31 protein-coding genes, 1 tRNA gene and 1 pseudogene are annotated in these 26,411 nt (G+C 69.6%); 13 read left to right on the forward strand and 20 right to left on the reverse strand.

Annotation, left to right across the window (positions count from 1 at the left end):
• Window positions 1-3 precede the first annotated feature (3 nt).
• From ppgK to AB0C35_RS43305, 3 genes are all read right to left on the reverse strand, one after another.
• Entirely contained in the window at window positions 4-795 is a 792-nt protein-coding gene (gene ppgK / locus AB0C35_RS43295; RefSeq protein WP_358469525.1) for a polyphosphate--glucose phosphotransferase, read from the reverse strand.
• Between the two features lie 63 nt (window positions 796-858).
• A complete protein-coding gene (locus AB0C35_RS43300) occupies window positions 859-1,176 on the reverse strand; it encodes a multidrug efflux SMR transporter (protein ID WP_358469610.1) in 318 nt (105 codons plus the stop codon).
• The gene (locus AB0C35_RS43305; protein ID WP_358469527.1) at window positions 1,176-1,937 is read right to left on the reverse strand and encodes an SDR family oxidoreductase; all 762 of its coding nucleotides are present in this window, start codon (window positions 1,935-1,937) and stop codon (window positions 1,176-1,178) included. Before AB0C35_RS43305 ends, AB0C35_RS43300 begins: the two co-directional genes overlap by 1 nt.
• 88 nt (window positions 1,938-2,025) lie before the next feature.
• Here AB0C35_RS43305 and AB0C35_RS43310 point away from each other — a divergent pair, with 88 nt between their 5' ends.
• Window positions 2,026-2,637, forward strand: coding sequence for a helix-turn-helix domain-containing protein (locus AB0C35_RS43310; protein WP_358469529.1), 612 nt, complete (start codon window positions 2,026-2,028; stop codon window positions 2,635-2,637).
• A 74-nt stretch (window positions 2,638-2,711) separates the two neighbouring features.
• A complete protein-coding gene (gene sthA, locus AB0C35_RS43315) occupies window positions 2,712-4,115 on the forward strand; it encodes a Si-specific NAD(P)(+) transhydrogenase (protein ID WP_358469531.1) in 1,404 nt (467 codons plus the stop codon).
• Window position 4,116: 1 nt separating this feature from the next.
• Here the strand turns inward: sthA and AB0C35_RS43320 are convergent, their stop codons facing one another.
• Window positions 4,117-4,530, reverse strand: coding sequence for an SsgA family sporulation/cell division regulator (locus AB0C35_RS43320; RefSeq protein ID WP_358469533.1), 414 nt, complete (start codon window positions 4,528-4,530; stop codon window positions 4,117-4,119).
• A 276-nt stretch (window positions 4,531-4,806) separates the two neighbouring features.
• Here AB0C35_RS43320 and AB0C35_RS43325 point away from each other — a divergent pair, with 276 nt between their 5' ends.
• Window positions 4,807-5,232 carry a TIGR02611 family protein gene (locus tag AB0C35_RS43325; protein ID WP_358469535.1) on the forward strand — a complete coding sequence of 142 codons (426 nt, stop codon included), beginning with the start codon at window positions 4,807-4,809 and terminating at the stop codon, window positions 5,230-5,232.
• A 62-nt stretch (window positions 5,233-5,294) separates the two neighbouring features.
• Window positions 5,295-5,366, forward strand: a tRNA-Val gene (locus tag AB0C35_RS43330).
• Between the two features lie 225 nt (window positions 5,367-5,591).
• Here AB0C35_RS43330 and AB0C35_RS43335 read toward each other — a convergent pair.
• From AB0C35_RS43335 to AB0C35_RS43350, 4 genes are all read right to left on the reverse strand, one after another.
• Window positions 5,592-6,551, reverse strand: coding sequence for a hypothetical protein (locus AB0C35_RS43335; RefSeq protein WP_358469537.1), 960 nt, complete (start codon window positions 6,549-6,551; stop codon window positions 5,592-5,594).
• 156 nt (window positions 6,552-6,707) lie between these two features.
• Complete coding sequence (locus AB0C35_RS43340; RefSeq protein ID WP_358469540.1) at window positions 6,708-7,148, reverse strand: hypothetical protein; 441 nt, start codon at window positions 7,146-7,148, stop codon at window positions 6,708-6,710.
• Entirely contained in the window at window positions 7,145-7,360 is a 216-nt protein-coding gene (locus tag AB0C35_RS43345; RefSeq protein WP_358469543.1) for a hypothetical protein, read from the reverse strand. The genes AB0C35_RS43340 and AB0C35_RS43345 overlap by 4 nt, the downstream gene beginning before the upstream one ends.
• Window positions 7,353-7,646, reverse strand: coding sequence for a hypothetical protein (locus AB0C35_RS43350; protein ID WP_358469546.1), 294 nt, complete (start codon window positions 7,644-7,646; stop codon window positions 7,353-7,355). Before AB0C35_RS43350 ends, AB0C35_RS43345 begins: the two co-directional genes overlap by 8 nt.
• Window positions 7,647-7,743: 97 nt before the next feature.
• On the opposite strand from AB0C35_RS43350, the gene AB0C35_RS43355 reads away from it, so the two are divergent.
• Complete coding sequence (locus AB0C35_RS43355; protein WP_358469549.1) at window positions 7,744-7,989, forward strand: GntR family transcriptional regulator; 246 nt, start codon at window positions 7,744-7,746, stop codon at window positions 7,987-7,989.
• Between the two features lie 260 nt (window positions 7,990-8,249).
• Window positions 8,250-8,420, forward strand: coding sequence for a hypothetical protein (locus AB0C35_RS43360; RefSeq protein WP_358469552.1), 171 nt, complete (start codon window positions 8,250-8,252; stop codon window positions 8,418-8,420).
• Between the two features lie 325 nt (window positions 8,421-8,745).
• Here the strand turns inward: AB0C35_RS43360 and AB0C35_RS43365 are convergent, their stop codons facing one another.
• The 6 genes from AB0C35_RS43365 to AB0C35_RS43390 all read right to left on the reverse strand — a co-directional run bounded on the left by AB0C35_RS43365 (window position 8,746) and on the right by AB0C35_RS43390 (window position 13,322).
• Window positions 8,746-10,032: an AAA family ATPase gene (locus AB0C35_RS43365; protein WP_358469555.1), complete on the reverse strand. Its 1,287-nt coding sequence runs from the start codon at window positions 10,030-10,032 to the stop codon at window positions 8,746-8,748.
• The gene (locus AB0C35_RS43370) at window positions 10,029-10,343 is read right to left on the reverse strand and encodes a hypothetical protein (protein ID WP_358469558.1); all 315 of its coding nucleotides are present in this window, start codon (window positions 10,341-10,343) and stop codon (window positions 10,029-10,031) included. The genes AB0C35_RS43365 and AB0C35_RS43370 overlap by 4 nt, the downstream gene beginning before the upstream one ends.
• Window positions 10,340-10,708 carry a hypothetical protein gene (locus AB0C35_RS43375; protein ID WP_358469561.1) on the reverse strand — a complete coding sequence of 123 codons (369 nt, stop codon included), beginning with the start codon at window positions 10,706-10,708 and terminating at the stop codon, window positions 10,340-10,342. Before AB0C35_RS43375 ends, AB0C35_RS43370 begins: the two co-directional genes overlap by 4 nt.
• Window positions 10,701-11,009: a helix-turn-helix domain-containing protein gene (locus tag AB0C35_RS43380; RefSeq protein ID WP_358469564.1), complete on the reverse strand. Its 309-nt coding sequence runs from the start codon at window positions 11,007-11,009 to the stop codon at window positions 10,701-10,703. The genes AB0C35_RS43375 and AB0C35_RS43380 overlap by 8 nt, the downstream gene beginning before the upstream one ends.
• Window positions 11,010-11,350: 341 nt before the next feature.
• Window positions 11,351-12,478 carry a tyrosine-type recombinase/integrase gene (locus AB0C35_RS43385; protein WP_358469567.1) on the reverse strand — a complete coding sequence of 376 codons (1,128 nt, stop codon included), beginning with the start codon at window positions 12,476-12,478 and terminating at the stop codon, window positions 11,351-11,353.
• 421 nt (window positions 12,479-12,899) lie between these two features.
• Window positions 12,900-13,322 (reverse strand): hypothetical protein, encoded by a 423-nt coding sequence (locus tag AB0C35_RS43390; protein WP_358469570.1) that lies wholly within the window; start codon window positions 13,320-13,322, stop codon window positions 12,900-12,902.
• A gap of 2,156 nt (window positions 13,323-15,478) precedes the next feature.
• Between AB0C35_RS43390 and AB0C35_RS43395 the strand changes: the two are divergent.
• A pseudogene (locus AB0C35_RS43395) lies at window positions 15,479-15,601 on the forward strand (dsRBD fold-containing protein); the annotation flags it as partial.
• Window positions 15,602-15,681: 80 nt separating this feature from the next.
• Here the strand turns inward: AB0C35_RS43395 and AB0C35_RS43400 are convergent.
• The 3 genes from AB0C35_RS43400 to AB0C35_RS43410 form a co-directional block, all read right to left on the reverse strand.
• Window positions 15,682-16,170, reverse strand: coding sequence for a hypothetical protein (locus AB0C35_RS43400; protein ID WP_358469573.1), 489 nt, complete (start codon window positions 16,168-16,170; stop codon window positions 15,682-15,684).
• A complete protein-coding gene (locus tag AB0C35_RS43405) occupies window positions 16,167-17,978 on the reverse strand; it encodes a glycoside hydrolase family 15 protein (protein ID WP_358469576.1) in 1,812 nt (603 codons plus the stop codon). Before AB0C35_RS43405 ends, AB0C35_RS43400 begins: the two co-directional genes overlap by 4 nt.
• 303 nt (window positions 17,979-18,281) lie before the next feature.
• Window positions 18,282-19,712 (reverse strand): hypothetical protein, encoded by a 1,431-nt coding sequence (locus tag AB0C35_RS43410; protein WP_358469578.1) that lies wholly within the window; start codon window positions 19,710-19,712, stop codon window positions 18,282-18,284.
• Window positions 19,713-19,771: 59 nt separating this feature from the next.
• Between AB0C35_RS43410 and AB0C35_RS43415 the strand changes: the two genes are divergently transcribed.
• From AB0C35_RS43415 to AB0C35_RS43430, 4 genes are all read left to right on the forward strand, one after another.
• Window positions 19,772-19,900 (forward strand): hypothetical protein, encoded by a 129-nt coding sequence (locus AB0C35_RS43415; RefSeq protein WP_358469580.1) that lies wholly within the window; start codon window positions 19,772-19,774, stop codon window positions 19,898-19,900.
• A 48-nt stretch (window positions 19,901-19,948) separates the two neighbouring features.
• Window positions 19,949-20,089, forward strand: a complete 141-nt coding sequence (locus AB0C35_RS43420) for a hypothetical protein (RefSeq protein ID WP_358469583.1) — start codon at window positions 19,949-19,951, stop codon at window positions 20,087-20,089.
• A gap of 127 nt (window positions 20,090-20,216) precedes the next feature.
• Window positions 20,217-21,044, forward strand: coding sequence for a hypothetical protein (locus AB0C35_RS43425; protein ID WP_358469586.1), 828 nt, complete (start codon window positions 20,217-20,219; stop codon window positions 21,042-21,044).
• On the forward strand, window positions 21,044-21,403 hold the full coding sequence (locus AB0C35_RS43430) for a DUF6086 family protein (RefSeq protein ID WP_358469589.1): 360 nt from the start codon (window positions 21,044-21,046) through the stop codon (window positions 21,401-21,403). Before AB0C35_RS43425 ends, AB0C35_RS43430 begins: the two co-directional genes overlap by 1 nt.
• Before the next feature lie 306 nt (window positions 21,404-21,709).
• Here the strand turns inward: AB0C35_RS43430 and AB0C35_RS43435 are convergent, their stop codons facing one another.
• Window positions 21,710-22,339 carry a hypothetical protein gene (locus tag AB0C35_RS43435; RefSeq protein ID WP_358469592.1) on the reverse strand — a complete coding sequence of 210 codons (630 nt, stop codon included), beginning with the start codon at window positions 22,337-22,339 and terminating at the stop codon, window positions 21,710-21,712.
• A gap of 707 nt (window positions 22,340-23,046) precedes the next feature.
• Between AB0C35_RS43435 and AB0C35_RS43440 the strand changes: the two genes are divergently transcribed.
• On the forward strand, window positions 23,047-23,268 hold the full coding sequence (locus AB0C35_RS43440; RefSeq protein WP_358469595.1) for a hypothetical protein: 222 nt from the start codon (window positions 23,047-23,049) through the stop codon (window positions 23,266-23,268).
• Window positions 23,269-23,731: 463 nt separating this feature from the next.
• Here the strand turns inward: AB0C35_RS43440 and AB0C35_RS43445 are convergent, their stop codons facing one another.
• Window positions 23,732-24,970, reverse strand: coding sequence for a barstar family protein (locus AB0C35_RS43445; protein ID WP_358469598.1), 1,239 nt, complete (start codon window positions 24,968-24,970; stop codon window positions 23,732-23,734).
• Between the two features lie 444 nt (window positions 24,971-25,414).
• Between AB0C35_RS43445 and AB0C35_RS43450 the strand changes: the two genes are divergently transcribed.
• A complete protein-coding gene (locus tag AB0C35_RS43450) occupies window positions 25,415-25,747 on the forward strand; it encodes a hypothetical protein (protein ID WP_358469601.1) in 333 nt (110 codons plus the stop codon).
• 242 nt (window positions 25,748-25,989) lie between these two features.
• On the opposite strand, the gene AB0C35_RS43455 is transcribed toward AB0C35_RS43450, so the two are convergent.
• The coding region (locus AB0C35_RS43455) for a hypothetical protein (protein WP_358469604.1) at window positions 25,990-26,411 on the reverse strand (422 nt) is incomplete at its 5' end.

The following is a 26,411-nucleotide window of genomic DNA, read 5'->3' on the forward strand; positions in this document are numbered from 1 at the left end:
CCGTCAGCGTGCGGCCTCCGCGGTCTCGACCGGATGCGCGGTCTCCACCGGACGGGCGGCGGCGGCCGCCATCGCCGCGCCCACGATGCCCGCGTTGTTCACCAGCCGCGCCGGGACGATCTCCGCCCGCACCCCCTTGATCAGCGGGACGAAGTGCTCGGACCGCTTGCTCACCCCGCCGCCCACGATGATCAGCGACGGGGAGATCAGCGCCTCCAGGTGCGTCATGTACTCGCTGAGCCGCCTGGCCCACTTCTCCCAGCCGAGCCCCTCCTCGTCGCGCGCCTTCGCCGACGCGCGCACCTCGGCGTCCCTGCCGTTGATCTGGATGTGCCCGAACTCGGTGTTCGGGACGAGGACCCCGTCGGTGAACAGGGCGCTGCCGATGCCCGTTCCCAGTGTGAGCAGGACGACGGTGCCGCGGCGGCCGCGTCCCGCGCCGAGCCGCATCTCCGCGATCCCGGCGGCGTCGGCGTCGTTGAGCAGCGTGATCTCCCGTCCGGTCACGTCCGCGAGCAGGGCCGCCGCGCCCGTCCCGATCCAGTGCCTGGACACGTTGGCCGCCGACATGGCCACGCCGTCGATCACCACCCCGGGATAGGTGACGCCGACCGGGCCGTCCCACCCGAAGTGCTCCACGACCTCGGCGACGACCTTCGCGACCGCCTTCGGCTTCGACGGCCGCGGCGTGTCGACGCGGAACCGGTCGCGGGTGAACGAGCCGTCCGAAAGGTCGACCGGCGCGCCCTTGATCCCCGAGCCGCCGATGTCGATCCCCAGCATCTCCTTGGTCATGACCCCACTCTGCCCCAACCCCGGCGGCCTTGAGACGCCCCTCCTCGGCCGGCCCTCCTCGCGTCAGCTCTGCACGGCCTGCAGGCCGACCACGCCGATGAGGATGAGCGTCAGGCAGAGCAGACGGGTCGGCGACGTGCTCTCGTTGAACGCGATCATGCCGACCACGGCGACGCCGAGCGCCCCCAGGCCGACGAACACGGCGTAGGCCGTCCCGACCGGCAGGTCGCGCAGCGACAGCGTCAGGACGACGACGCTCAGCAGCGCCACCGACAGCCCGATGAAGGTGGGCCAGAACCTCGTGAACCCGTCCGACTGCTTGAGCGCGACCGCCCACACCAGCTCCATCAGTGAGGCGATCAGCAGGAACACCCAGGCCATCACGCCGTGTACCCCCCGTCCACCGCGATCGAGGCACCGGTCACGAAGGCGCCGCCGGGACCCGCCAGATGGGCGACCATCGCGGCGATCTCCTCGGCCCGGCCGTACCGCCCGAGCGCGGTGAACCCGCGTTCGAACTCCGCGTCGGGGGAGTCCGCCGGGTTCATCTCGGTGTCGGTCGAGCCCGGCTGCACCACGTTCGCGGTGATCCCGCGCGGCCCGAGATCACGGGCCAGGCCCCGGGTGAGCCCGGTCAGCGCCGACTTGCTCATCGCGTACAGCGTCCAGCCCGGGTAGGGGACGCGCTCGGCGAGGCTGCTGCCGATGGACACGATGCGCCCGCCCTGCCCGAGATGACGCGCCGCGGCCTGAACCGCGACGAACACCGCCCGGACGTGGATCGCGAGCGTCCGGTCCAGCTCGGCGGCCCGGACGTCCTCCAGCGGCCCGTACGGCGCGATCCCGGCGTTGTTGACCAGGATGTCGAGCCGCCCGAACTCGGCCGCCGCCCGGTCCACGGCCGCGGCCACCGCCGCGGGATCGGCGGCGTCGGCGGCGATCGCCAGCCCGCGCCCGCCCGCCGCCTCGATCTCCCGCACGACTTCCGCCGCCCTTTCCGGGGCCCGCACGTACGTCACCGCGACGTCGGCGCCGTCCCGTGCCAGCCGCACCGCGATCGCCGCGCCGATGCCGCGCCCGCCACCGGTCACCAGCGCCGCCCGTCCCGCCAGATCCGCCCGTCCCGCCAGATCAGCAGTCATCCCAACCTCCAGGTTAATCGGAGAAAGTTCCACTTAGCGAGATTAACCGGAGAGTTCTCCGGATACAAGTCCGTTACGCTGGTGTGCCGTGCCGAGAGAGGACGGGATGCGCGAACTGCCGATCGTGGACCGTCCGTCCACCGAACGCGCGGACGCCGCGCACAACCGCCGCCGCATCCTGCGCGCCGCCGCCGCGATCATCGACGCCCGCGGCCCCGAGGCCGTCTCCATGGACGAGGTCGCACGGGCCGCCGGCGTCGGCGTCGGCACCGTCTACCGGCGGTTCGGCGACCGGTCCCGGCTCGTCTACGCCGTGATCGACGACCGTGAGCGCGAGTTCCAGGCCGCGTTCATCCAGGGCCCGCCGCCGCTCGGTCCCGGCGCCGGCCCCCGCGACCGCCTCCGCGCCTTCCTGCACGCCCTGGCCGACCGCACCGAAGCCCAGGCGGACCTCCTGCTCATGGCCGAGTCCGGCCCGCCCGAAGCCCGCTTCCGGGACGGCTCGTACCATCTCTACCACCGGCACCTGGCGATGCTCCTCGGGCGGATCCGCCCGGACGCCGACGCCGACTACCTCGCCGACGCCCTCCTCGCCCCCCTCGCCGCGAACCTCTTCCTCCACCAGCGCCGCACGCGCGGCATGACGCTCGGCCGCATCAAGGCAGGCCTGGACGCGCTCGCCGAGGGCCTGATCGGCTGACCATCCGGATCAATAGTGATTCATCCAGCCAAATCCCTTATCCGGAGGACGGCCGTGCCGTCAGACTGGGAGGCGTGACTGACTACGATCTTCTCGTCCTCGGCTCCGGACCCGGCGGGCAGCGCGCGGCCATCGCCGCCGCCAAGCTGGGCCGCAAGGTCGCCATCGTGGACCGCCGCGACATGATCGGCGGCGTCTGCATCAACACCGGGACGATCCCGTCCAAGACGCTCCGCGAGGCCGTCCTCTACCTCACCGGCCTCAACCAGCGCGAACTGTACGGCCAGAGCTACCGGGTCAAGGACGACATCACGGTCACCGACCTCGGTATGCGGACCCAGCACGTCATCGGCCGCGAGACCGACGTCGTCCGCAGCCAGCTCGCCCGCAACCGCGTCACCGTCCTGGCCGGCAGGGGCCGGTTCCTGGAGCCCAACACCATCGGGATCGCCAGCGCCGGCGACCGCGAGCAGAAGGTCACCGCCGAACGCATCGTGATCGCGACCGGCACCCGCCCCGCGCGTCCCGACACCGTCGACTTCGACGACCGGACGATCATCGACTCCGACGGCATCATCAACATGGACCGCATCCCCGAGACCATGGTCGTCGTCGGCGCCGGCGTCATCGGCATCGAGTACGCCTCGATGTTCGCCGCCCTCGGCACCAAGGTCACCGTCGTCGAGCGCCGCGAACGGATGCTGGACTTCTGCGACCTGGAGATCATCGAGGCGCTCAAGTACCACCTGCGCGACCTGGCCGTCACGTTCCGGTTCCGCGAGACCGTCGCGTCCGTAGAACGGATGCAGAACGGCGCGATCACCGTCCTGGAGAGCGGCAAGCGCATCCCCGCCGACACCGTCATGTACTCCGCGGGCCGCTACGGCATGACCGACGACCTCTGCCTGGACGCCGCCGGCCTGTCCGCCGACGACCGCGGCCGCATCAAGGTGGACGACGTCTACCGCACCGAGGTCCCGCACATCTACGCCGTCGGCGACGTGATCGGCTTCCCGTCCCTCGCCGCCACGTCCATGGAACAGGGCCGCCTGGCCGCCCACCACGCCTGCGGCGAGCCCGTCTCGGAGATCCACGAGACCCAGCCCATCGGCATCTACACGATCCCCGAGATCAGCTTCGTCGGCCGCACCGAGGACGCCCTCACCGAGGCCAAGGTCCCCTTCGAAGTGGGAGTGTCCCGCTACCGCGAACTCGCCCGCGGCCAGATCATCGGCGACTCCTACGGGATGCTGAAACTCCTAGTCTCCCCCGAGGACCGCCGCCTTCTCGGCGTCCACGTCTTCGGCACCGGCGCCACCGAGCTCGTCCACATCGGCCAGACCGTCATGGGCTGCGGCGGCACCGTCGACTACCTGGTCAACGCGGTCTTCAACTACCCCACGCTGGCCGAGTCCTACAAGGTCGCCGCCCTGGACGCGATGAACAAGATGCGCCACATCGCCCGCCTCTCCGAGTGACCTACGACGGCCACAGAAGGTTCTCGAGCTCCGCGTCGATGTCGATGAACTCGGTCTCCTCACCCGCGGGCACGGCCTTGTAGGTGCGGTGCAGGAAGTCGGCCAGCGGCGACAGCGGCACCTCGAACAGCGCGTCACCGAACGGAGACGACAGCGCGATGTGGAGTGTGCCGTCATCGGCGCCCGGCCAGACCTCCACGTCCCCGTCCCCGACCCTGCGCACGATGCCGACCGTCAGGAGCTCCCGAGCGAAGATCCACTCGACCGGCTCGTCGTCGCCCACATAGAACGCCATCCGGATCGCGTACGGGTCGTCGGCCGCGTACTCCAGCCCGGCGAGCAGGGGCACGGTCGTGCGGTCGGGGACGACGAGACGAAGGCCCAGCTCTGCTGAGACGGTGGTACTGCTGTTCATGGCCATTCCCTCTAACGTCGGTCCCGCTGGCTCGCGGGGCGGCCGGTGAGTGGTTCCCTCTACCCCCGGACATCCCCGCGATCTATGACGCCTAACTGCCTGATCTCGGCCGAACATTCCGGCGTCCCCGGCGTTTGTGATCCATCTCACCGTAGCAAAACCAACGCCTGACCTGCGCAAAAGCGGATCTTTCGGGCCCCAGCGACCCCCATGTGGGGGGATCGGCGCGGTAATCTACCGTCCCGGGCGGCCGATCTACTGGCTTGGGGTAAAACCGTGACAATCAATCAGGAAAAAGAAGCCCGTCCGGAGGGGACGAGCCGTCGCCACCGCTTCCGCGAGCGCGTCCGGCGCAACCCGCTCCTGAACACCGCCTGGCGAGCGGGCGTCTTCACCATCGGCTCCACCGTCCTCATCGGCGGCCTGATCATGATGGTCACCCCGGGCCCAGGCCTGGTCGGCATCGTCGTCGGCCTCGCCATCCTCGCCACCGAGTTCGCCTGGGCCCAGCGCGCCCTCCACCGCGCCAAGACCGCCGCCGACCGCGCCAAGGAAAAGGCCTTCGACCCCCGCAAACGCCGCCGCAACCTCATCCTCGGCGCCGCGACCACCCTCATCGTGGCCGCCGGCCTCGCCGCCTACCTGGCCATCTACGGCCTCAAGGTCCCCTGGGACATCGAAGACCCCGCCTTCTGGACCTGACGCCTGCACGAGCCGCCCCCGACATGCGCTAGAGTTTCCGACGTCGGACCCTCGGTCCGCAGGGGCGATTAGCTCAGTGGGAGAGCGCTTCGTTCACACCGAAGAGGTCACTGGTTCGAACCCAGTATCGCCCACTTGCATTTATGCAGGTCAGGCCCCGTTTTCCGCAGGGGTCCCCGTGGTCATGCCAAACCCAGGCCAAAGGCGCAGCGGTTCCAGCGTTCCGCATCTAGGGGCTGACCTGGGAAAACGAGGCGCTTGGGCACGTGCTCACCTCAGTGCACCTAGACGCACCTGGGTATAGGTAGCCGCACCTAACGCCGGTTAGGGACGGCCAGATGCCCCTGTTGAATCAAGCCCTACTCGGCCCGAACCCAACTCTCGAACGGGTCACGAAGGTGCTCGCGCCCGGCCTCGTCCAGCCGAGCCACCTCGGCCGCCATGTGCGCCCACGGCGTCGCGGAGGAGGCCGCGCCGCTCCCGCTCCACGGGCGGACGGTCAGCTCCCCGGCCTCGATACGCCGCCGCAGGCCCGCCCCTCGTGCGTACCCGCTCGCCAGGTAGGCCCGCTCGACGGCGGTCGGCCCCCTCGCGCCCGTCTGCTCGACCGCGTCGGCGCAGGGGTGGCACAGCGAGCCCGCCGACCAGGCCGAGGCGCAGGCCGCCTCCGTCCCGCCGAGCCGGGCGACCTCGGCCGCGCTGACGCTGATCGAGGCCAGGCCGCACATGGCGCACCCGCCCCCGGAGGGCGGGGCCAGATCGACGGGAGGGGCACCGGCCGCCATGCGGACGGCCATCAGCCGCCCGGCGACGACGCGCAGCGCGCCGCGCGTCTCCTCGGGCACGTGCGCCCACGGGGCGGGCGCGCACCGGCCGGGATGCACGGAGGCGACCGACGCCCAGCGGGCCGAGCGGGCGGAGGCGAGGCCCTCGGGGACCGCCTCGAACGCGCTCAGCAGCTCCCTGGGGTCGTCCGGGGGCGCGGTGGTCCCGCCCGCCGCCTCCAGCCCGCACAGGGCGGACACGAGGTGATCGCGCAGCGCCGGGCCGTGCAGGATCAGCCCGTCGCGGCGGTACGACCCGAGGGCCTTGAGCAGCCGGGCGGCACTCGCCGCCCTCGGGGCGCACGAGGGGCAGCGGGACAGCAGCATGTACCCGGCGTGGTGGCCGGGGTCGGCGCGGTGCCGCTGGACGAAGACCGGCACCCGCTCGCAGACCGCCGCCCCCTCCGGGCACGCCTGCCCGCAGTCGGCGCAGGCGTAGCGGCCCTCGGGCAGGGCATCCGTCGTGGTGGTCTCTTCGGCTGGCGCGGTGGTCATGGCGGTCTCCAGGTCAGAACGTCGTGCGGGGCCGCCACCTGCTGAGCGGCGCCATCGTGGCCGGTGCCGGGCGACCGCTGGCCGTCAGCGCGCCTACGGCTGCGCGCTCCAGCCGGAGGAACTCGCCGGGGCGCGGCGTGGCCATGGTCCAGCGGGTCACTGGACGGCTCTGGGGTCGAACCATGTCCGGTCCTCCTCGGTGAACAGGGCGGGGCACTGCGGGCTGTGGGTGATGCCGACCGTCACCGGCAGGGCGCGGTAACCGGCCCGCTGCCGCTCGGGGTCGGGGCCGCTGATCCCCGCCGCCTCGCCGCACAGCGGGCACGTCCCCGTGCCGTTGGCGACCACGCGCGCCATGTAGCGCTGGCGAAACTCCAGCGGGGCCGAGGGGCGCACGGAGGGCAGCACGGTCACGTGCCCGCCGTCCTGCTCGCCGCCGACGCGCCACGCGGTGAAGCCGGGCGGCACGGGCGCACCCGCCAGCCGGGCGACCGGCGGCCAGTCCTCGGGATCGAGGGGGTTGGCCCGTGCCCGGTCGGCCCGGTCCATCGCGGCGGCCAGCCGGGCGCGCAGGTCGGCGGGAGCGGGGGTGCTCATGGGGCCATTCTCTCCGAGGGTGCCGGGCCGCTGCCGGTTGCGGGCCGGTCCGTGACGGTGGACGGGTCCCGCACGCCCTCGGCGAGGAACTGCACGCGCTCGGCGTCCTCTCGCTGCCCGAGGAGCCAGTAGGCGGACTCGGTCACCACCGCGTCCATCAGGGCCTCGTAGGCGGCCAGCCGCTTCGCGAGGTCGGTGGGCCGCTCACCCATGGGGCTGCGCCTCGGGTCCGTGGAACCGCACGGCGGCGGGCGGCTCGCCCTCGCGCCACGGGTGCGCGGCCACCCGCGCGTACAGCTCGTCGGCCGCGCGCTGAAGGTCGAAGCGGACCCGCGCGGCGACGCACGCCATGAACAGCTCGCGCCAGTCGGAGTGTTCGAGGGTCAGGTCGTGGTCGCTGCGGTGGACGGCCTGCCACCGGCCGCCGTCCAGCTCGAACACGTCGAACTCGGGGATCTGCCGCTCGGGCTCGCGGGCGCGTCGTGGGAGGGAGGTCATGGGCGTGACCCTACGTGGATTGACCAGCGGTGTATAGCGGTGTGAAGCATTGACTAGTGGTGAACAAGCATTAACCGCAGGTCAATACGGTTAGATCATGAGCATTGACCTGGACTCGCCGGACCCGCTGTACGAGCAGGTGGCCGCGATCGTCCAGGCGCGCATCGCGGACGGCACGTACACCAAGCGCGTCCCCTCGGCCCGCGAGCTGGCCGACGAGTTCGGCCTCGCGCTGCCCACCATCCAGAAGGCCATCGGGCTCCTGAAGGAGCGCGGCGCGGTGGTCACGAGGGTCGGGCGCGGGACCTTCGTCGCTCAGCCGGACGAGGGTGACGCAGAGTAGCGGCACTCACTCACGGTCACGGCCCGGCGGGCGGCCCTCACCCTCTGGGGGCACCGTACTACGCACCGTACAGGCCCTAGGATGGTCACTGTCCGTGCGTCGCGGCACTCCTTCGGCCCTCGCCCCGCCTCCCCTCGAAGAGGTGGGGCGTCGGCTTCTCTGCCGACCATCAGAGCACCGACCACCGACCAGCCGAACGTGGCTCGCTGGTGAGCTACCGGCCAGTAGGCAATACTCGGGAGGGAGAGGAAGGACCCGCCATGACCACGATCACCGTGCCTCGCAGGCCGCTCAGCCCGTCCCCGAGGAACCACCCGCCCCGCTCGCTGACCGCCAGCGGACCCGGCCGCCGTGTGGACGCTCGGGGCCTCGTCGTCGGCCCCTGGTCCGACCGCGTGCGGCGTCTCAACGCCCGTCGCCGGAGCTTCTGAGCCCGTCCGTACGGATGGCGTGCCCGCCCGAGCGGCAGAGGGCTCTGACCTGCGAGAACCATCCGTACATCCGTACCGTACCTAGGGAACATCCGTACCGTACGGAAGCCGGTCGGGGGAGACGAAGTCTCTCCCTCCCGGACCCCTACCGGGCACCTCCCTCCCGTCCGTCCGCCTTCTCGGGGCGGCGTCCGGTCGGGAGGTGCCCGGTAGGGCAGGCCGATTACGGCATCGCCATGGTGTGGGTGAGGAGACGGACACTCGGTGCCTCTTTCATCCACCGCCCTCCGGCTCCGCCTCCGGGAGCGGTGGGTGAAGGAGGCCCTCAGTCCTCGCGAGAGACGTACTCCCCCCATCGCGGCCCCTTGAACAGGCCGACGCGGGGGCGGTGCTCGATCACCTCCTGACGGATGAGTTCGGCCTTCATCGCGGTGAACTCGTTCGGCTGGATGCTGAGGGCGTCCCGGACCTCCTCGACCTTGGCGCCCTCGTGCTCGCCCACGTAGCGGGCGACCCGGTGCAAGGCTTCGGCGGCCTCGCCCGGATCGCCCGCCGTGGCGACCGTGTGCGGGTCGGGCGGCGACAGCTCGAACGGGCCTCCGCCGCCGAACTCGAAGTCGAGGAGCGCGCGGCCTTCGTCGCCCCATCCCTTGCGGTCCTTGCGCAGCACCAGGCGGCCCTGTCCGCGCCGCTGGCGGCTGATCGGGGTCATCGGCACCACCAGGCACAGCGTGTCGGCGAACGAGCCCTTGCGCTGGCTGCCCACTGGGTCCGTCCCCGAAGCGCCCTCACCCTTGCGCACGTGGTCGATGAGCAGGATCACCGTGTCGGGCCACTGCTTCTTGAGCCATAGCGGCAGGCCGTAGGCCCACTCCTCGGTGTCCTTGCCCTTGTCGGAGTCGAGACCGGCCGAGCCCATCGACATGCCCACCGAGTCGAGCACCACCACGGACGGGGCCTCCTCCCCGAACCGGGCGAGCAGCCGCGCCCGCCCGGCGTCGCCGAACGGGCCGGCCGGTTGGACGTAGACGACCCGCCCCAGCTCCTCGCGGGACGCTCCGAGAGTGACCATGCGGCGCATGGCCTCCTCGAAGGACATCTCGTAGTCGATGAGCAGTGCGCGGTTACCCCGGCGGGCCTCCTGGAGCGCGGCCACGTACATCAGCCATGTCTTGGCGCTGCTGCGCGGGCCGAAGACGAAGGTGACCCCCGGCGCGAAGGCGAACTCGCCCGGCGCGTACTCCAGAACGCAGGGGACCTGTTCGGCGCTCTCGGGGTCGAACTCGTCGCCCGTGGTGCCGAACCAGTCCGAGGAGAACTCGGCGGCCTCCGCCTCGTCCCACCTCCGGCGGGCCTCGTCCCGGACCCTGAGCCGGTCCACCTCGGCCCGTACCCGCTTCTCGAACGCGAGATCGGGCGGCGGCTCACCCCTCCGCAGCAGGGCGGCGATGCGTCCGGGGTCGCACCGCGACGGGCAGGACAGCGTGTCGGCCTCCGGCCAGTACGCGGCCTCGGCCCGCTCGCAGCTCGGGCACGGGAACTCGATCAGCTTGCGCGGGTCCTGGGCGTGCGCTCCGGGCCGAGCGGCCACGAGGTCGCTCAGCTCGATCACCCGCCCACCGCCCTCGCCAGCTCGGCGTGGGCGGCCTCCATCTCCGCGAGGATCGCGGCGGGCGGCGGAGGCGCGGGACGGGGCGGCAGCGGCGGCAGGGGAAGGCCCAGGCGCCGCAGGCGCACCCGCCACCGGCCGTAGTGCTTGCGGCACATCCCGCGCGTCCTCCTCGGGCGGCGGCAGCCGGGCACCGAGCAGCGGCGGACCGCCTTCGGAGCGGGCCAGGTGGGCAGCTCGCGGCCCTCCTCGACCAGCCAGCGCCACGAGGGGTCACGGGTGAACCAGCCGGGCGGGTCGGTGCGGGCGCTCATCCACCCACCGCCTCGGCGTGCGCCGTGCGCATCTCCTCCACGACCGCCCACGGGTTCGGTGAGGCCGGGCGGGCGGGCACGGCACCCGCGCGCCGCCACTGCTCGCGGTGCATGGAGCACCAGCCGTGCGAGCGGATGGCGCGGCGGCCCCCGCAGCCGGGCACGATGCACACCTTGCACGCCCGCTCGCTGACGCGGTGCTGCCTCTGGCAGCTCGGGCCGCAGCCGGTCTTGTCCAGGAAGTGCGCGCACTCGATGGCGGCGGCGGCGTCCTCCCAGTACGACACGGTGGTCCCGCCGCACGAGTAGAGGGCGTACGGGGCGTCGATGGAGTCGTCGGGGTTGATGACCCTCGGCTCACTCACCGCCCTCACCGCCGTCCGTGACGGCCTCGGCCACGGTGACGATGCGGGCCTTGGGGCCGTACGGCTGGACGGCGCGGCGGACGGCGGGGATCGCGCGTACGGCGGCGCGGATCTCGTTGAGGTCAACCCTGATAGCACGGCCGCCCGGCAGCCGGTACCCGGTGATGTGGCCCCGGCTGATCCAGTTGCGGATGGTGCGATCGGTGACGTCGAGTTCGGCGGCGGCCTGCTCCTGCGTGACGAGCTGGCGCTTGCCCTGCTGGATGTCGAGGTGACGCTTGATGTGCTCACGCTTGGACATTGAGAGTGCTCCCGAAGGATGCACAGCCGAGGGGCAGTGTGCCCTGACACCTTGGCTGCTGGGACTCTCACCTCGCGGGCCTCATGGGAGGCCGCTCCTAGCGCTGCTCCTGCTGCTCATGCCGGGTGAATCGGTGGCAGCGAGTGTCCGTAATCCCGAGCGATCAGCAGCGTGACCCTCGGGCGGTGGTCTGTCTCTCGTTCCAGCTTACCCGCACGTCAGACGTGCCTGTCCGGCCCTGAGTGCGCCTGTGCCGGACGTGAGGGCGTCCGGGTGTCCGGGGTGCCGTGAGGCGCAGCGGCACCTCTGCTGCGGTTCCAGCGTTCCGCTCGCCACCCGGCCTATGCCTCGCCGGTCAGCTCGGCGTCCTCGCTCCAGCCGGTCAGCTCGGACAGGGCGCGGGCGATCGCCGCGTCACGGCCTCCGGCGGCGTGCTGGTAGTTCAGCGCCGCCTGGGACGAGGAGTGGCCCAGGCGCGACATCAGCTCGCGCAGAGTCGCGCCGGACTGGGCCGCGAGCGTCGCCCCGGTGTGGCGCAGGTCGTGGAACCGCAGATCCGGCCGCCCGGCCTTCTCGCGGGCCGGGTAGTAGACCTTCGCGAAGCTGGACTGCCGCAGGTGCCCCGCCGGGTCGTTGCGGGCGGGGAACAGCAGCCCGTCCGCGCCCGGCGCGGTGTGTTCGAGGAGGTGAGCGCGCACCATCGGCATCAGGTGCGGCGGGATCGCCACGTCGCGCTCGCCCGCCTCGGTCTTGGGCGTCTTCACCACGAACCGTCCCTCGACCAGCACCACGGCGCGCGAGATCCGCAGGACACCGGCCTTGACGTCCACGTCGCCCCGGCGCAGCTCGGTCAGCTCGCCGTAGCGCAGCGCGCAGAAGGCCGCGAGGGCGACCATCAGCCGGTAGCGCGGCGGCATCGCCTCGGCCAGAGCCGCCAGCTCCTCGACGGTCGCGGGGCGGATCGCGTGGCGGCGGCGCGACTGCCCGGCCCCTCGGATGCGGGCGGGGTTCACCGTCAGGTGCCCGTCCTCCACCGCCCCCGCGAGGATCGTCCGCAGCAGGCCGTACGCCTTCGCGCGGTAGGTCGGCCTGTCCTGCGGCAGGCGGCGGCCGTGCCAGCGCGTCACGTCCTCGCGCGTGATCGTGTGCAGGGGCACGGCGGCGAACTCGGGGAGGATGAACCGGTCGAGCAGGTCCCGGTACCCGGCGCGGGTGCGGTCGGCCAGCGGACGGCCGCGCACCGTGCGTGTGGCCAGCCACCGCTCGGCGTAGTCGCCGAACGAGGTGGTGACCTGCGCCGTGGCCGTGGTCCACGTGCCCTTGCTGATCATCGAGCGCTGCTCACCGAGCCACGCGACCGCGTCCCGCTCGGTCTGGAAGGTGCGGGCGGTCTGGCGGCCGTCCGGGGTGAGCAGCCGCGCCTGGAACGTCCCCCGAGGGCACGCCTTGGTCGGCGGGAGATGCCGCACGCCATGGGCGTGGGGCGTCTTGCGCTTGCAATAGAGGCAATTCGCTCGCTTCGGCCGCGACACTTCTGGGACTCCTTCGGCTATGTGCACGAGAGTCATTCCCGTGCCAAACTCATGCCAAATACCTATGTATCCCATTGTACCGCGTTTCCAGTTATTTCCGAGCGTTTCAGCAGGTCACGGCACCTTTTTGCAGATCAGCGACGGGTGACGGATTCACTTTCGAACCCAGTATCGCCCACCCTTACACCACAGGCCCTCCAGCGACATCGCGGGAGGGCCTCACTGCTTCACTGGGGCAAATTTGGGGCACGAGCTTGCCCCACCTCAAATGAGCTCACCAGTTCGCCCACTCCACGCTCACTCTCCGTAACGAGAGACGCGGCGGCCCGCAGGCCACCGCGTCTCTGCCCGATACCCCTCAGGCGCTCCTGAGAGAGACCACCTTCCCCTTATGCAGCCGAGCTGCGAGCATCTCGGCGAGGATGGGCAGGGGCGAGCCCGGATCCAACTCCGCCCGCTCGCCGAGAGCGCTCTCCCATCGCCGCTGGAGCTTGGCCTTGAGTTCGTCCCGCATGCCATCGGAGACATGCGTGTAGACCCCGCGAATGCCCGGCACGACGTGCCCCAGCCGGTCGGCCTGAAGAACCTCCGGAACGCCGTCCTCCGCCATGCAGGTCTTGTGACCGTGCCGCAGCCCGTGCGGCGTGAAGTTTCCCAACAGCGGCAACCAAGACGCCACCGGAGTCCCGTCCGGGATCGGCTTGTGTCCGCGTCCTGTGGGCGGCGCGAACGGACGCCCGGTTCGGCCGCCGGCCACGGCGGCAGCGGCCTTCCCGGCCACTGCGTCGCGTCCACCAGGACGGGCCGTCCGAGCTTGACCCCACGCTGGGGGAAACGGCCGTGAGCTGCCGGGTGAAACGTGCGATATGCGTAGTTGCTGCGCCGGTGGTGGCCCGCGTCGGCCCCCAGGAACAGCCACTCGCCCTCGCCCCCGCACTCTGGACGCCGTCCCGCGCACGTGCACCGGCCGGCCCGTATGGCCTGCCGGGAGACGAGACCGGCCAGGAACGGCGGCAGATCGACGGCACGGTAGGAGTCGTCCTTCGGCGGAGCCTTGTCGAGCTGCCCGGAGAACTCCCGCAGCTGCCAGTCGACCTGGATGTGGTCGAGGCGGCAGTACGGCCGCTCCAGCCCCATGACCTCGCCCCACCGCATACCGGTGTAGGCGGTCAGGAGGATCAGGACGAAGTCGTCCTCCCGCCCAGCCAGCAGCCCGCACCGCTCGGCGAGCAGCAGCACCTGCAGCGGCGTGGCCCAGACCTTCTCGGACCCCCGAGCGCCATGCCCCCTCCGAGCACGCCCCCGCCCCCGCCCCTTGCGCCGTCGTGCAGGCTCGCTCTACAGCCCTCTCCGTGGGATGGACAGCGCCTTTCGCGCGAGTTTGCCGACCTCGCCGAAACTCTACACTCAGAGTAGTTGGGGCGCTACTCTTTGATTGCGGGCCGGCTGATCGTCGTCAGCCGCGGCCACCGGCCGTTCCGTTGCCGTTGCCACGCCACGGACGCCGGTTCGTGTGCCGACGAGAGGGCCGACACCGCACTGCCCGTCTCGCAGCGTGAGGCCGCGCCCAGGAGGTCGTCGCCGTCCGCGGCGGCGCGGGGCAAGAAATGGAGAACGTTCACTTAACGGAGCTGGACCGGGCGCGGTCCAGCACCGCATATGAGGATCGAGCGCGATCCGGAGGTGCAGTTGGCAGTCGGCGACAAGCATGCGCAGATCAATCGACGGACGCAGCGGACCCCGTCTCGAAGGCGGTCGGTGAGGTTGTCGTTCGCCGACGATGAGTACGAGATGCTCCGGACCGCGGCTGCGCGGGAGCGGCTCGCGCTTGGAGCGTTCGTGGCGACAGTGGTCATGGGTGTAGTGCAACGCCGCCGGCTTCCATGACCGGACGGCAACGGTCCACGCCGTCCGCGCTCCGTCCGTGGCGCGGACGGTCGTCCGCCGCGCGGCGGACGGCGGGGACCATTCGTGGCTCCTCTGTCGGCTCCGGAGTCCTCTATCAGTTGTTCGTGGTCGTGCTTGCCGTGCGAAGGTGCGCTGCTACGTGGTGGCGGCGTGCTGCCATTTCGCGGCCATCGCTTCCAACTGGGGTGTGTCGCCTTTGCCGCGCCGGCGAAATGGAGATAAGGCGGTGCGGATAACGGTGACGGTGGTCTGGTCGCGTGGAGAGTCGACCCCTCGACTAGGCGCAACGCCTCTGACCGGGCTTGACCGGCTGGTTCCAGGTGTCCACGTTCACCACGAATCTTCCGGAAAGACATGAGCAAGTCGCTCACGGACTTCTCGGCGGACGTCCGCGCTGACGAGACCGGCGATCGGCTGCCAGCAATATTCTCTGACCGCCCGGTGGCTCGAAGCGTCTGGACACATCAGGACCGCGATGATTCGGATGGGCCAGAGGAGCGGTTGCATGTTACCGCTGGATAGCAATATCGCCAGACTTCCGGCGCCCGTAGCCGCAACAATGCTTGCGAGTACAAATCGCCAGGTCCAGTGGACCGCAGATCCGATCGCTCCTGCACGCGCCACGGCGAGCAACAAGTCGGACACCGGCCCCTGGCCGTCCGCGCTTCCCGGACGACTGCACGGCGCTTTGCGAAAGATGCCCGCCGGAGTCACCCCGGCGCGAGCCCGAGGCCCTGCTGGAGTCGCTGAAACGGGGCGTGCGCGTCACAGTGCCGCCCTGGCCGGACCCGGTGGCGACGGTCGACATCGACATCCAGGACGGCGAGGGCTTCCAGCGAGTGCTGCGGTTCCGCGTCCCCACGCCCGTCCCGGACACCTTCAAGTTCGGCTTCGCCGCGTCTACCGGACCGCTCACCGACGTCCACCTCATCCGCAACTCGCCCTGCGCCGTGCACCGCCCCGCCAGGGGGTTCTGTTCAGCGGCGGCGCGGAGCGCGCGACCGGGGACGGCCGGGCGCGCGCAACCCGGTCGACCCCGAACTCGTGGAGATCGGCGACGAGCTCGCCGTGGCGCGGGCGCTGGCGGACCTGGCCGGCCGGCTGCACGGGGCCGCCGACAGGGATATCGCCCGGCTTGCGGGTCCGGGTTGAAGGGCCGACCCGTCCGCGGCCTGGTGACCGCTCCCCCCGGGGGGCGCCCGCCAGGGGACTCCGCGGGGCGATGAGCCGGGTCATCCGTGGGGCCCGAGCGAGGCGAAACCTCCGACGATGGCCCCGAAGGCCACATGGGCGAGGACGGTGACCAGTGGCGTGCTCGGCCCGTAGTTGAGCATGAGGAAGCCCGGAGGTTCCAGCAGGGCGACCTTGGGAGCGCTGGTCAGCGGGCTGCCCATCCGCGGGTGCACCAGCGGCAGCAGGATGTTCACCAGCGCCGTGCCGGCGAACGTGCCGTGCACCAGACCGAAGAGCGCCCCGAGCCACCAGCCGGCGTGGCCGATGGCGAGGAAGACGGCGTAGTAGACGAACGCGAACAACTCGCCGTTGGCGAAGTGCATGAGGTAACCGATCGCCTTGGCGCGGGCCCGGTTCGCGGTCACGGCGGTGCCGAGCAGGAACGGCAGGTCCATCCGGGTCAGCTTGAACTCGCCGGCGGCCCGCAGCACGGTGGTCAGTACCAGCGTCCCGGCGAAGGCGCCCGCGGCGGTTCCCCAGGCGTTCACGCTCCCGCCTCCCCGGCGGCCGAGCCGATGGCGCACGCGGCATTGATCAACGCCAGGTGGCTGAGCCCCTGGGGCAGGTTGCCCAGGAAGGCGCCGGTGTCGGGGTCGATCTCCTCGGCGTACAGGCCGACATCGTTGGCCAGCCCGACCAGGTCGTCCATCAACGCGACGGCCTGGTCGAGGCGCCCGGTCCGGGCGAGGCACTCGGCCAGCCAGAAGGAGCAGGCCAGGAACGCGCCTTCGGTGCCGGCCAGCCCGTCCTCGCCGGAGTACCGGTCGACGAACGGGCCGTGCCGCAACTCCCGTCCCACGGCGTCCACCGTGGCGCGCATGCGGGGATCATCGGGCCGCGCGTAGCCGTGCAGGAGGCCGAGCAGGACGGCGGCGTCCAGCTCCGAACCTCCGGCGGAACGCGTGTAGCAGCCGCGGCCGGGAGAGAAGCAGCGCGTCTCGACGAAGTCGCGTATCTGAGCGCGGCCGCGCTGCCAGCGGCCCGAACCGCGGCCCGGGATCAGCCCGCGCTCGCACAGGTCGATCGCCCGGTCGAGCGCCACCCAGCACATCATCTTCGAATGCGTGAAGTGCAGGGGAGCACTGCGGACCTCCCAGATGCCCGAGTCCGTCCAACGCCAGGCATCGCAGACGAAGTCGGCCAGCTCGGCCAGCCGCCGGGCGAGGTCGGCGTCCAGCCGTCCGGCGGCACCGGCGTACAGCCAGCCGGTCTGCAGCAGCTCACCGTAGGTGTCCAGCTGGACCTGGACGCCCGCCGCGTTGCCGATCCGCACCGGCCTGGAACCGCGGTACCCCCGCAGGGGCAGCGTGCGTTCCGGGGCGCGGCCGCCGCCGTCCAGCCGGTAGAGCACCCGCAGCCGCGGATGCGTGAGCTGGGTGGCGTGCATGAGCCACCAGAAGTAGGCGTCCGCCTCGGCGGAGCAGCCCAGCCGCATCAGCGCGTGGAGGGTGAACACCGAGTCGCGGACCCAGGAGAAGCGGTAGTCCCAGTTGCGTTCGCCCCCGACATGTTCCGGCAGCGACGTCGTCACCGCGGCGGCGATCGCCCCGGAGGGCGCGAAGATCAGCAGTTTGAGTGCCAGCGCGCTGCGCAGCACGGCGTCCCGCCACCTGCCCTCGTACGCGCGTTCCCGCGACCAGCCCTGCCAGGCCGCGACGGTGTGCTCCATGCGTGCGTCGCATTCGGACCGGGTCGGCAGGACGAGCGGTTCCTGGTGCGCGAACGCCAGGGCCAGCAGGGCCCGCCGTCCTTGCCCGAGTTCGAGGCGCCCGCTGATCGCCCCGCCGGCGCACTCCGGCTCACCCGCGTCCCAGCTGCAGACCGCCAGCGCGTCCGCGCCGGACGCCACCACCGGCACACCGGCGCGCCACCTGACCCGTGAAAGGCGGGCGCCGTAACCGAACCGCGGCCGCACGCTCCAGCGCAACGGCACGGTCCCGGCCACCCCGTCGAGACGCCGCTGCAGCTCCCGCATCGGCCCCAGCGTCCCGCCGCCCGCCAGGGTCAGCGCGTCGGTGACCCGCACACTGCCGCGCCCGGTGGTGAACGTGGTCTCCAGCACGTTCGTGCCCGGCAGGTACCGGCGCGCGGCCGTGAAGGGCTCCGTCGGCTCCAGCAGGAAGCAGCCGCCCCGGGCGGGGTCCAGGACGGCGGCGAACACCGACGGGGAGTCCAGGTCCGGCGTTCCCAGCCAGTCCACCGACCCGTCGGCGGAGACCAGCGCGGCGCTCCGCCCGTCCCCGATCACCGCGTAGTCGCGCAGCCGGACGTAGCCGTCGCTCCGGAAGACCGTCATGCGCCCGGACCGCCCGAGCCGTCACCGGCGAGGCCGGTGGCTTCGACGCACCCATGCTCCCACTCGGTCACGTTCCGTTACTTGCCCTGCCCTCCCCATATGACTCCACCGGCGGGGAACTCCGGCCCCTCAGAGCCAGGCGGCCGGCGAGATCGTGCAACCGCCCGCGCCGCGCTGAGCCGGCCCTTGACCGCCCGCGCGTCTTGACCGGCTTCGGTCAAGAACCCGATGGCGCTCTTCCTGACACCACCGCCGTCGCGGTATCGCCGACCCTGGGTCCCGCCTGACCTGCCCCCTTCCGCGCTACTGCGCTGTAGAACGTCCGTCACTGCCGGTCGCTGTTCGTTGGCGTTCGCGGGTGGCCCATCGCTTGCCTTCGGCGGCGATTCCCTCCATGACGTGCAAGGTGTGGCGAAGGTTCATGGCGTCCCGCGACACCTCCGACACGACGCCGGGTGGCTCGTCCTGTAGTTCCTCTACGGCCGGTGCCGTCGCCTCGACGTGGATACCCTCACCGTTGACCAGTGTGAGGCTGAAGTCGTGCTCATCGTCGTTCAGTTGGCGTACGCGCACCGCTGCGACCGCCTCGTAGCGGTAATTGGTGCGAGCCCGGTCGTGGAACGTGCCCAGCGCGAAGTCGAGTTCGGCGTTGAGTTGACGCACACCGTCCGTAGTAAGGAGGAAGAGCAGGAGCTTGTACCGCTCGTAGCGCCAAGGCCCGTTGCGCACACGTGCACGCCTGCCGCGGGAGCCGCGGGTCTCGATGAACGCATGGGCGATCATGTGGCTCATGGCCAACCCGTAATGGCGCAGGGCTTCGTCCAGGAAGACCTTGCGGTCGCGGTCCAGCCACGTGGCCATCTCGGGATCGGAGGGCCGGTCGGCCAGCTTCTCCGACCACCGCTCGAAGGCCGCTTCACAGCCCTTCAGCGTTCGCCGTTTCTCGGCGATGTCGGCCTCGTACCGCCTGCGCTCTAGGACGACGTGCAGCCAGGCGTGAGCCGCGATCACACTCGCCAGCAGCGCGAAGGCCGTCGAACGGACCGTGCTCAGGGGAGCGATCTGCGCCGCGCTCACCAGCGTTCGGGCGCCCCCTAGGACGAGCATGGTGAGGCCGAGCATCGTCATCACCGTGGTGGCCGGGGGAATGGCGAGTTCCTGACGGTAGCTCCACAGCGTGCCGTTCTCCCACCGCGTTCGGACGTCGCTAACGCGATACCGGATCAGCCAGGCGATCCTCTCGACGCCGATCCGCTGCTCCCGATAGACCTCGACGATTTCGTCGCGCAGGTTCTTGCGAATTCCTGCCGTCTCGGCCAGCCAGACGGCTGTGCTGGTGTTGCGCGGAACGTACCTGGCGAAATAGTTGGCGAAGCGCTGATCCACGTGGCCCGCGAAGCCGCGGGGAAGCGCGCGGCCTGTAGCGGCTCGTCTCCGCGCTGCCAAGTGAGGGATCACAACCCACCCGATGGCGACGAACTGTGGAGAACGCTGGTCAGGAAGGGCGTCGACCCCGTGGCTGGTTTGTGGGTCAGACGCCAGCCCACTGATGACGGCGATGCCCAAAGATCCGCCGTTCGTCCGTGATGACCTGTGCGCGGCGTTCGCCGCGCTCGATGTGATGCCGGGCTTTCGTGCTGAGCTGGTGGATGGAGAGATCATCGTGTCACACCCCTCGATGGCGGGCAGGAGACCCTCGTTGTGGCTGTCGGCGACTTGGCGTGTGATGTCCATGGCGTGCGGTTGCACCGCAATCTGACGCTGAACGGCCCGGAAGGGGGTAGGTGCCCGACGTGATCGCAGCGCCCAAGGGTGCGTTCGCCGGACGCGAGTGGCACAGCAAACCCGACGGGGTGGCGATGGTCTTGGAGGTCACGTCGGGGAACCCGCGGTATCGCAAGGGCGCCGAACGCGACCGCTGACCCAAGTACCGTGGATATGCCGCCGCTGTCATCCCGCTCTACCTGCTGATGGACCGGCTGGACGACAAGGCGACGATCTTCTCTGAGCCTCGCGGCGACGAGTACACGCACAGCACCTCGGTCGCTTTCGGTGAAGACCTCCCCATCCCCGCCCCGCTCGAAGGCATCCTCCCCACCCGCGACTTCTGACCCTTCGGGAGATCAGCCCAGCACGCCCATGGGGCACATCCCTGACAAGTAGCGCAAACGGCGATAGGTTCGCTGTCACGTCTCGATGGGGATGATGAATTTTCAATCCGCAGCGGAAAGGCAACGCGTGGGCATCGACCGGCCCGGCGGGCCCGAGGCCGGCGCGGAGAATGTCGAGAGAACTCAAGCCCAGGACTGTCCGCCGGCACTGCCGCCCGACCGGCCAGGACAGCCGGGCTTCCCGTCCCGCATGGTGAGTCGCCAGGCCGCGCGCGAAGCCGCGCTAGCCGCCCAAGCCGAGAAGGAAGCGCGACAGAGCGGCCCGCAGGAGACCGGCACCAAGCAGCGCGAACTCCCAAAGCAGCAAACCGAATCCGCCTCCGCAGGTGCCGCCGATGCGGAGCGCGACACCCAGCTCGAGGCGGAGGACGCGAACACTGCCGAGCAGCCGAGCGAGAACGAGCCGGCGTCCGAGGAGGAGCGCGAGAGCAAGTCAGCCGAAGGGACGCGGCCCGGCACAACGCTGGACGCACAGACCACAGAGACGCCGCCGGAGGCTCCCGAAATGGAACCGGGGGCAACCGACGACGCCGAGCAGACGGACAGGGGTGGATCGGTTCGGCTTGAGGGAGAAAGAGATTACGTCGTTGACGATCCTTCCAGCCGCGGCAGGACGATAACCGATATCGACCATATTGAGGGTGGCGTGCTCTGGGAGGAAAAGAGCGCGACCATTGCTAGTGATACGCAAAGATGGACGGGTAAGCACATCGACAAGAAATTCGCATCATACCTTGACGCTCGCCAGCATTTGGCCGGATATGAACAAGCACCTATTGGCTTTCGCTTCACCAGTTCTGGCGTCGACCCGGAGTTCCGAAACGCGGTAGAGTCTGCGGTGGAGCGGCTGCGCAATGCCCATCGCGATGTACGGATACTATTGGAGTGGTCATAGTGGGCTACATCTTCGACATCGACGACGAGACCGTGTGGAGCCCGTCGCTGCGCGCCGGTGCACTGTACGTGGGCCTGGCAGAGGCCATGGCGCGGTCCATGAAGCGGCCCACGGGGCTGAAAGCGGTAGCCGAAGACATGTACGACATAGACCTGCCGACATTTAACGAGTTCACCGGCGCGCTGCTGGAGGAGTATTTTTCCTCGAATCATGCGGTTATTCGTGAAATGCTTCGTGGTGTGCTTCTCGCCTCCCTGGTGATGCTGCAACGCGGCGGTGTCCGGTCGGTCCCGGAAAACAAGGAGCAGGAGAGTATCTGGTCGACTCTGCACGACTTCGCTCTCTCAATGCCCACATGAAGAATGGCCCGGCCTTGTTTCGGCGCGAAGCTTGTCGTCGGGGGCCCGACCCACGGCAAGCGTTCACGAACCACGTCAAAGGGGAAACCCCGGCGCCTCACACTGGAGACGTAGGATCGCACCTCCCACGGTACGTCTGGCCGGTCGAGTACGTGGAGCACACGGCGTACGTGAGGGACATCGCGGGAGTCGCTCCACAGGGCGGCCTCCCCGCGTGCCGTGAGACGGCGCTGCGAACGTCCTCGCTCGTCGACCGTGTCCCAGACTCTTTCTGCGTGACGAGCGGCGCGGCCCCTGGCCTGTCGTTCAGCACGGGTGCCACACCTTTCCACCCGGCTCATAACAGCGCGGTTCGGTGTAACCCGGGTAAGCGCCGCCGCCACCGCCGTTGCCGCCGCCACCACCGCCGGCACCTGACTTCGGCGGTAGTCGCGGGGCCTCCACCGTGGGCCTGGGCTTGGGTTTTGGCTTGGGCTTGGGGACTGTGGCCTTCCACTTCTTCCCATCGTGGTAAAGAGTTACCTTGCTGCCCCTCGTGATACCAGCCGCGCAGAAGGTGATGCTGCCGGAGCCTGTCTGACCAGGAGAGATGCTCTCCTTCAATCTCAGGTACTCCTTGATCGAGCGGATCTTCTCACCATTGGCATTCAGCAGTGTGAAGGGGGAAGGGAAGTTCGTATACTTCCCCTCTATGGAGCTGGACCTGTTGTTGGTCACCCTCACCCGCGCGATCACACAGTTGGAGCTCTTTACCCTCTTGCCCTCTACGGAGGCCACGGTGTAGGTGACGGGATCTGCGGGCGGGCTGGAGTTCTCGGTTGTCCCCTCACCGCCCGGGGGTTCGTCGTTTCTGATCGCGGCGCAACCAACGAAAGCAATGAGAAGAACAGCAATAACGGCACCAATTATCAAGTACCGGTCCCTTTTGGAGTTCACGCCGGGAGCGTAGCGGTCAGTGGCGAGCCCTGGACACCGGGGTTACCCGGTGACCTGCGCAGAGGCATCCCCGGGAGTCTTCCCAAGTGGGTCGCCCTCCGCTTGTCCACCAAGACCGGGGCGAAACGCCCGCCACAGTGCGCACCGATTCCCAAGGCTGCCCGACACCACGATCGGATCTGCTCGTATGTTGTCCGGTATGGGCTCGTATGACCTGATCACGTACGCCGGTAGCGCCGAGGACGTCGTGCTGATGCGTGCCTTCGCCGACCGGTCGCGGAGGCTTCTCCGTGGACGTTGGTGCGGGCGAGCCCGTCAACGGTTGGCTGACCAAGAACCTTGTCGACCGCCTCGGCTGGCGTGGGGTGAACATCGAACCGCTCCCTGACCGCGATGCGCGCCTGCGCGCCGCCCGTCCCGGAGACACGACGCTTCGTCTCGCGGTGGGCGAGGTTTCGGGCCGGGCGATGTTCTTCCGGGTCGTCCCCGGTCCGGGCAAGACGGGGGGCCGGTGGGCTGAGCACTCTGCGCCGGGACATCCTGGACGCACACCTGGCCGACAGTTGGCGGCACGAGGAACTCCAGGTCGAGGTCGTGCGCTGGAGACGGCCTGGACTCGCACGCCACCCCAGGGTTTGATCTGCTCAAAGTCGATGGAGCGCGGAGGCAGAGGTCCTCCGTTCGGGAGACCTCCGGTATGCCGCCTGATGATCGATCGGTTCCAGCTCCGGCTGGTCGGCATCGCGCTGGACGTGGTCGGTGGCCAGGGTTTCGTGCTCGGCGGTGGGCACGCCGTCCAGATTCACAGCATGACAGCGGTAGCCGACGGTAACCGGCCCCCTGAGGATGGGAGGCGTCGGGTGTGGGAGATCAAAGGCGACTTGATCTTCCTAGAATGGGTTCCAGTGGACCGAAAGGTAGGCCTCTGACCTGGTCGGATGCCTGAATGCCTTGATGTTTCGGGGCAACCGGTCGTGTTCATACCGAAGAGGTCACTGGTTCGAACCCAGTGTCGCCCACCCACGTCAGAGGCCGATTCCGATCAAGGAACCGGCCCTTTTCGATCTTCTGGAGAACCGAGATCGGGAACGATGTGCTTGTTCGCCAAGAACCGTTTGGTCTCAACGGTGCTGGTGTCACGGCCGCTCAGCCCGGACATGAGCCGGTTCTCGACGGCATCCCACCGTGTAGCCGCCATCTTTGGACGGCAGCCCGTCATCAAGATCACGGACCTTTCGCGCAGCTTCCTAAGCGCGCCGGTCTTGGTCTTTGTCGCTGGCCTTACGGGCGATGCGCTTGCCCGCAGGTGTGTAGCCCACCGTCACGGAGGCGATCCTGCGTTGCCGGCTCTCGTCCCAGTGAAGGCCGCCGTTTCCCCGCTGTGCTGCGCGGTCACTGGAGTTCGACGGAGATTCCGGCGTCGCTGAGGACATCGAGGAGGTCTTGCATGGTGATAGTGGGGTGCCACAGGCGGATGTCGTAGGACGGGCGGTCGTAGCCCGGGATGAGGTGGCGGCGTGCCACGTCGGACCGGTGCCAGCGCAGACGGAACGGAGGGGCGGCGCCCCACTGGCCGCGCAGGCACTCGTAGAGCGCTTGGCCGTCCCAGCCGAAGTAGCCGCCGGGGCCGTTGATGGCCTCGCCGAGGGCGCAGTAGAAGCCTTCCAGGTCGGTGATGTAGCGGCCGTCGAGGTCGTAGGTGCCTCCAGCCGGCCGATCCGGCCGGTCATAGCGGTGGTGAGTCACCGCCGCACGGCACCATTCATTTCGCAGTGCCCGGTCGTAGCCGGACCACAGGTTCGGTCGGGTCGGACGGCCGGTGTGCCAGAGTTCCCAGATCTCCCGGGCACCGTGTGGGAGAGGATCGTTGACGCCCCTGTCGAGGTCGACGTCGACCAGTCCGGTGCCGAGCCGACTGGGGCGCGTCGCGGTCACGGTCGCCGATATCATCTTGCTCATGAGTACCGCCCGCCCGCTTCGATCGAGGACGTGGATCATCGCTCGGAGATAGCGCCGCCGGGCTGATTCCCTCTCCAGGAGATCCTGCAGCGGAGCTGCCGGACGGCAGCCGACGAGAGTCACCGGCTGGTCGGCCGGACGGAGGCGTTCCCGGAAGATCCCAGCGGTGCTGTGGCAGCGGCCCAAGGTGCTTCCGTCGACGTCGGACAGCAGGAACGCTCGCGCGGGGGGCGGCTGCGCGGAGGGCCAGTGGTCTTCGGGCAGGATGCGCAGGTGGCCGCGCAGATCGAGGTCGAGGAGCCCGGGCCCGACCTGCGATGGGCGATGACTGAGGACGGTGACATCGCACAGTTCTTCCATACACGAGCAACCCTGCGCATAGCGTCGGCAGCCGTGCGGCGGTGGCCGCTCCGCATCATGCACCGGGTCCAGAATGATGCTCGCCAGCCAGGCCTGGTCGGATCGGGTGGTGGAAAGGACGTCCAGCAACGGTCCCGCCGGCTCGCAACCGATCAGCGTGTAGTACTCGGGCGCCGGGGCCGGTTGGGGGTCGACGAACAAACCGTCGATGTCGACGCACAACGCCAGAGGTACCTCTTCACGGTCCATGCCGTCATCGACCAGCAGCCACATCGGCGCAACGTCCTGCTCCGTCCAGCCCAGGCCTGTCACTTTGACAACGCTACCGCCGACCTGCCCGCGGGCGGGAGGTGAACCCGGCGTATCCGGCGGCTACGCCTTCGCGCAATACCCTCCCGTACACCCACGGGCCTGTTACTGAGCAGGGCTTCAGGCTGTCGTTGAGCACCGGAAACGGAGAAGGCGTAATGAACCGGAGCCGTTCTTGCAGCGAGGAAGGGAATCCGTCGCTGGGACTGAGCAGATTGGGGCCGGCGGTGGACCGGCGGATCCGCCCGCGCGTCTTAATTGTGCTATGGGCGAGCACGGGTGGCGCGGTGTAATCGAGCGCAGGACCGCCCGGCGGCATGCCGCCAACGTACGCCAGCAGAAGCCCCTGCGTGGCTGGCCGGCCGTCCGCGTTCTCCTCACTGTGGCGCTTCTGGCGTTAACCGCCTACGCACTGGTTCGCGCGGGGTTCGCCCGCCACGAGCGGCCGTGCTGCGCGACGAGCATGAACTGGCCGCCGGGGTGGTCGAGGAGACTGTGCGGACAAAGGACGAGAATTACGCGGACGTGCGGTTCACCACACGCGAGGATCGCGCAGTGCCCGCCAAGGTCACCGCCTGGAAAGACCTGCCGGCCCGGGGCGATCGCGTGAGCGTTTGCTATTCCCCGCGCGACCCCGTTTCCCACGTCCAGGACGCCCGTATCTGCCCAGACTTCGCCACGCCGCGCAACCTGGTCATCGTGAGCCTCGCCATGCTCCCCGTGCTCGCCGCCCTCTGGACCCCATGGCTGCTGCGGCGGGCATTTCGCCGTAAGTCCTGAACCGGCGGGTCTGGCGCGTAGACCGCGGCACTGTGAGGCCGGTTCGCTGCCTGGGAGCGAGCGCTTTCAGCATATGGACGTCGTGTGTGAGTGGACGTACGGCGATGAGGGATCATCTCGGGGCTTCTTGCGGTGACCAGTTCGGGCGGAGTCGGTGCCGCTCGCTCGTCTCCGGGGCTTGGCCTTGGGGTCGCCTCGCATGCCGTCGGGGACATTGGAGGACGCAAAAGCGCGGAGGACGTTTACAGGCCGAGGGATCGACGGGTGGAGTCGATGGTGTCTTGCAATTGTGAGTAGGCCTCGGGATCCTCGATGCGGTCCATGTCGACGCCGCATTCCCTCTGCCATGCCCTGAGCAGCGACATGTCCGCGATGGGCTCGGGGAATGCGGCCGGGTCGAGGTCGGGCGCCCGTTCTATGATCATGTCGAACGGCTCGCCGCTGTCGTCGCCGACGTGGAGGCACTTGTCGTCGTCGGCGTAGAAGATGATGTCGGCGGCGAAGCCTCTGGTCCATTCGGTGAACAAAGCGGCCAGGCTCGTGGCGGCGCCCTCTCTGCCAGACTCAGGGGAGACATGGGGACGAACTAGTCTTCTGTGACACAAGTAGGGCGAGACAGGGATCTTTCTAGCGTGACGTTGAGTGTTGCCGATCTCCGCGCTGA

The organism is Spirillospora sp. NPDC048819 (assembly GCF_040650055.1).
In the GTDB taxonomy this organism is placed as follows: Bacteria; Actinomycetota; Actinomycetes; order Streptosporangiales; family Streptosporangiaceae; genus Spirillospora.

Bases quoted from the DNA above. Each gene is read 5' to 3' on its own strand.
- AB0C35_RS43360 (WP_358469552.1), top strand. From the start codon at position 8,250: ATGACCACGATCACCGTGCCTCGCAGGCCGCTCAGCCCGTCCCCGAGG.
- AB0C35_RS43420 (WP_358469583.1), top strand. From the start codon at position 19,949: ATGGACCGGCTGGACGACAAGGCGACGATCTTCTCTGAGCCTCGCGGC.
- AB0C35_RS43305 (WP_358469527.1), bottom strand. From the start codon at position 1,937: ATGACTGCTGATCTGGCGGGACGGGCGGATCTGGCGGGACGGGCGGCG.
- AB0C35_RS43320 (WP_358469533.1), bottom strand. From the start codon at position 4,530: ATGAACAGCAGTACCACCGTCTCAGCAGAGCTGGGCCTTCGTCTCGTC.
- AB0C35_RS43345 (WP_358469543.1), bottom strand. From the start codon at position 7,360: ATGGGTGAGCGGCCCACCGACCTCGCGAAGCGGCTGGCCGCCTACGAG.
- AB0C35_RS43380 (WP_358469564.1), bottom strand. From the start codon at position 11,009: ATGTCCAAGCGTGAGCACATCAAGCGTCACCTCGACATCCAGCAGGGC.
- AB0C35_RS43300 (WP_358469610.1), bottom strand. From the start codon at position 1,176: ATGGCCTGGGTGTTCCTGCTGATCGCCTCACTGATGGAGCTGGTGTGG.
- AB0C35_RS43405 (WP_358469576.1), bottom strand. From the start codon at position 17,978: ATGACGGTCTTCCGGAGCGACGGCTACGTCCGGCTGCGCGACTACGCG.
- AB0C35_RS43350 (WP_358469546.1), bottom strand. From the start codon at position 7,646: ATGACCTCCCTCCCACGACGCGCCCGCGAGCCCGAGCGGCAGATCCCC.
- ppgK (WP_358469525.1), bottom strand. From the start codon at position 795: ATGACCAAGGAGATGCTGGGGATCGACATCGGCGGCTCGGGGATCAAG.
- AB0C35_RS43335 (WP_358469537.1), bottom strand. From the start codon at position 6,551: ATGACCACCGCGCCAGCCGAAGAGACCACCACGACGGATGCCCTGCCC.
- AB0C35_RS43355 (WP_358469549.1), top strand. From the start codon at position 7,744: ATGAGCATTGACCTGGACTCGCCGGACCCGCTGTACGAGCAGGTGGCC.
- AB0C35_RS43440 (WP_358469595.1), top strand. From the start codon at position 23,047: ATGATCGATCGGTTCCAGCTCCGGCTGGTCGGCATCGCGCTGGACGTG.
- AB0C35_RS43410 (WP_358469578.1), bottom strand. From the start codon at position 19,712: ATGGACATCACACGCCAAGTCGCCGACAGCCACAACGAGGGTCTCCTG.
- AB0C35_RS43340 (WP_358469540.1), bottom strand. From the start codon at position 7,148: ATGAGCACCCCCGCTCCCGCCGACCTGCGCGCCCGGCTGGCCGCCGCG.
- AB0C35_RS43370 (WP_358469558.1), bottom strand. From the start codon at position 10,343: ATGAGCGCCCGCACCGACCCGCCCGGCTGGTTCACCCGTGACCCCTCG.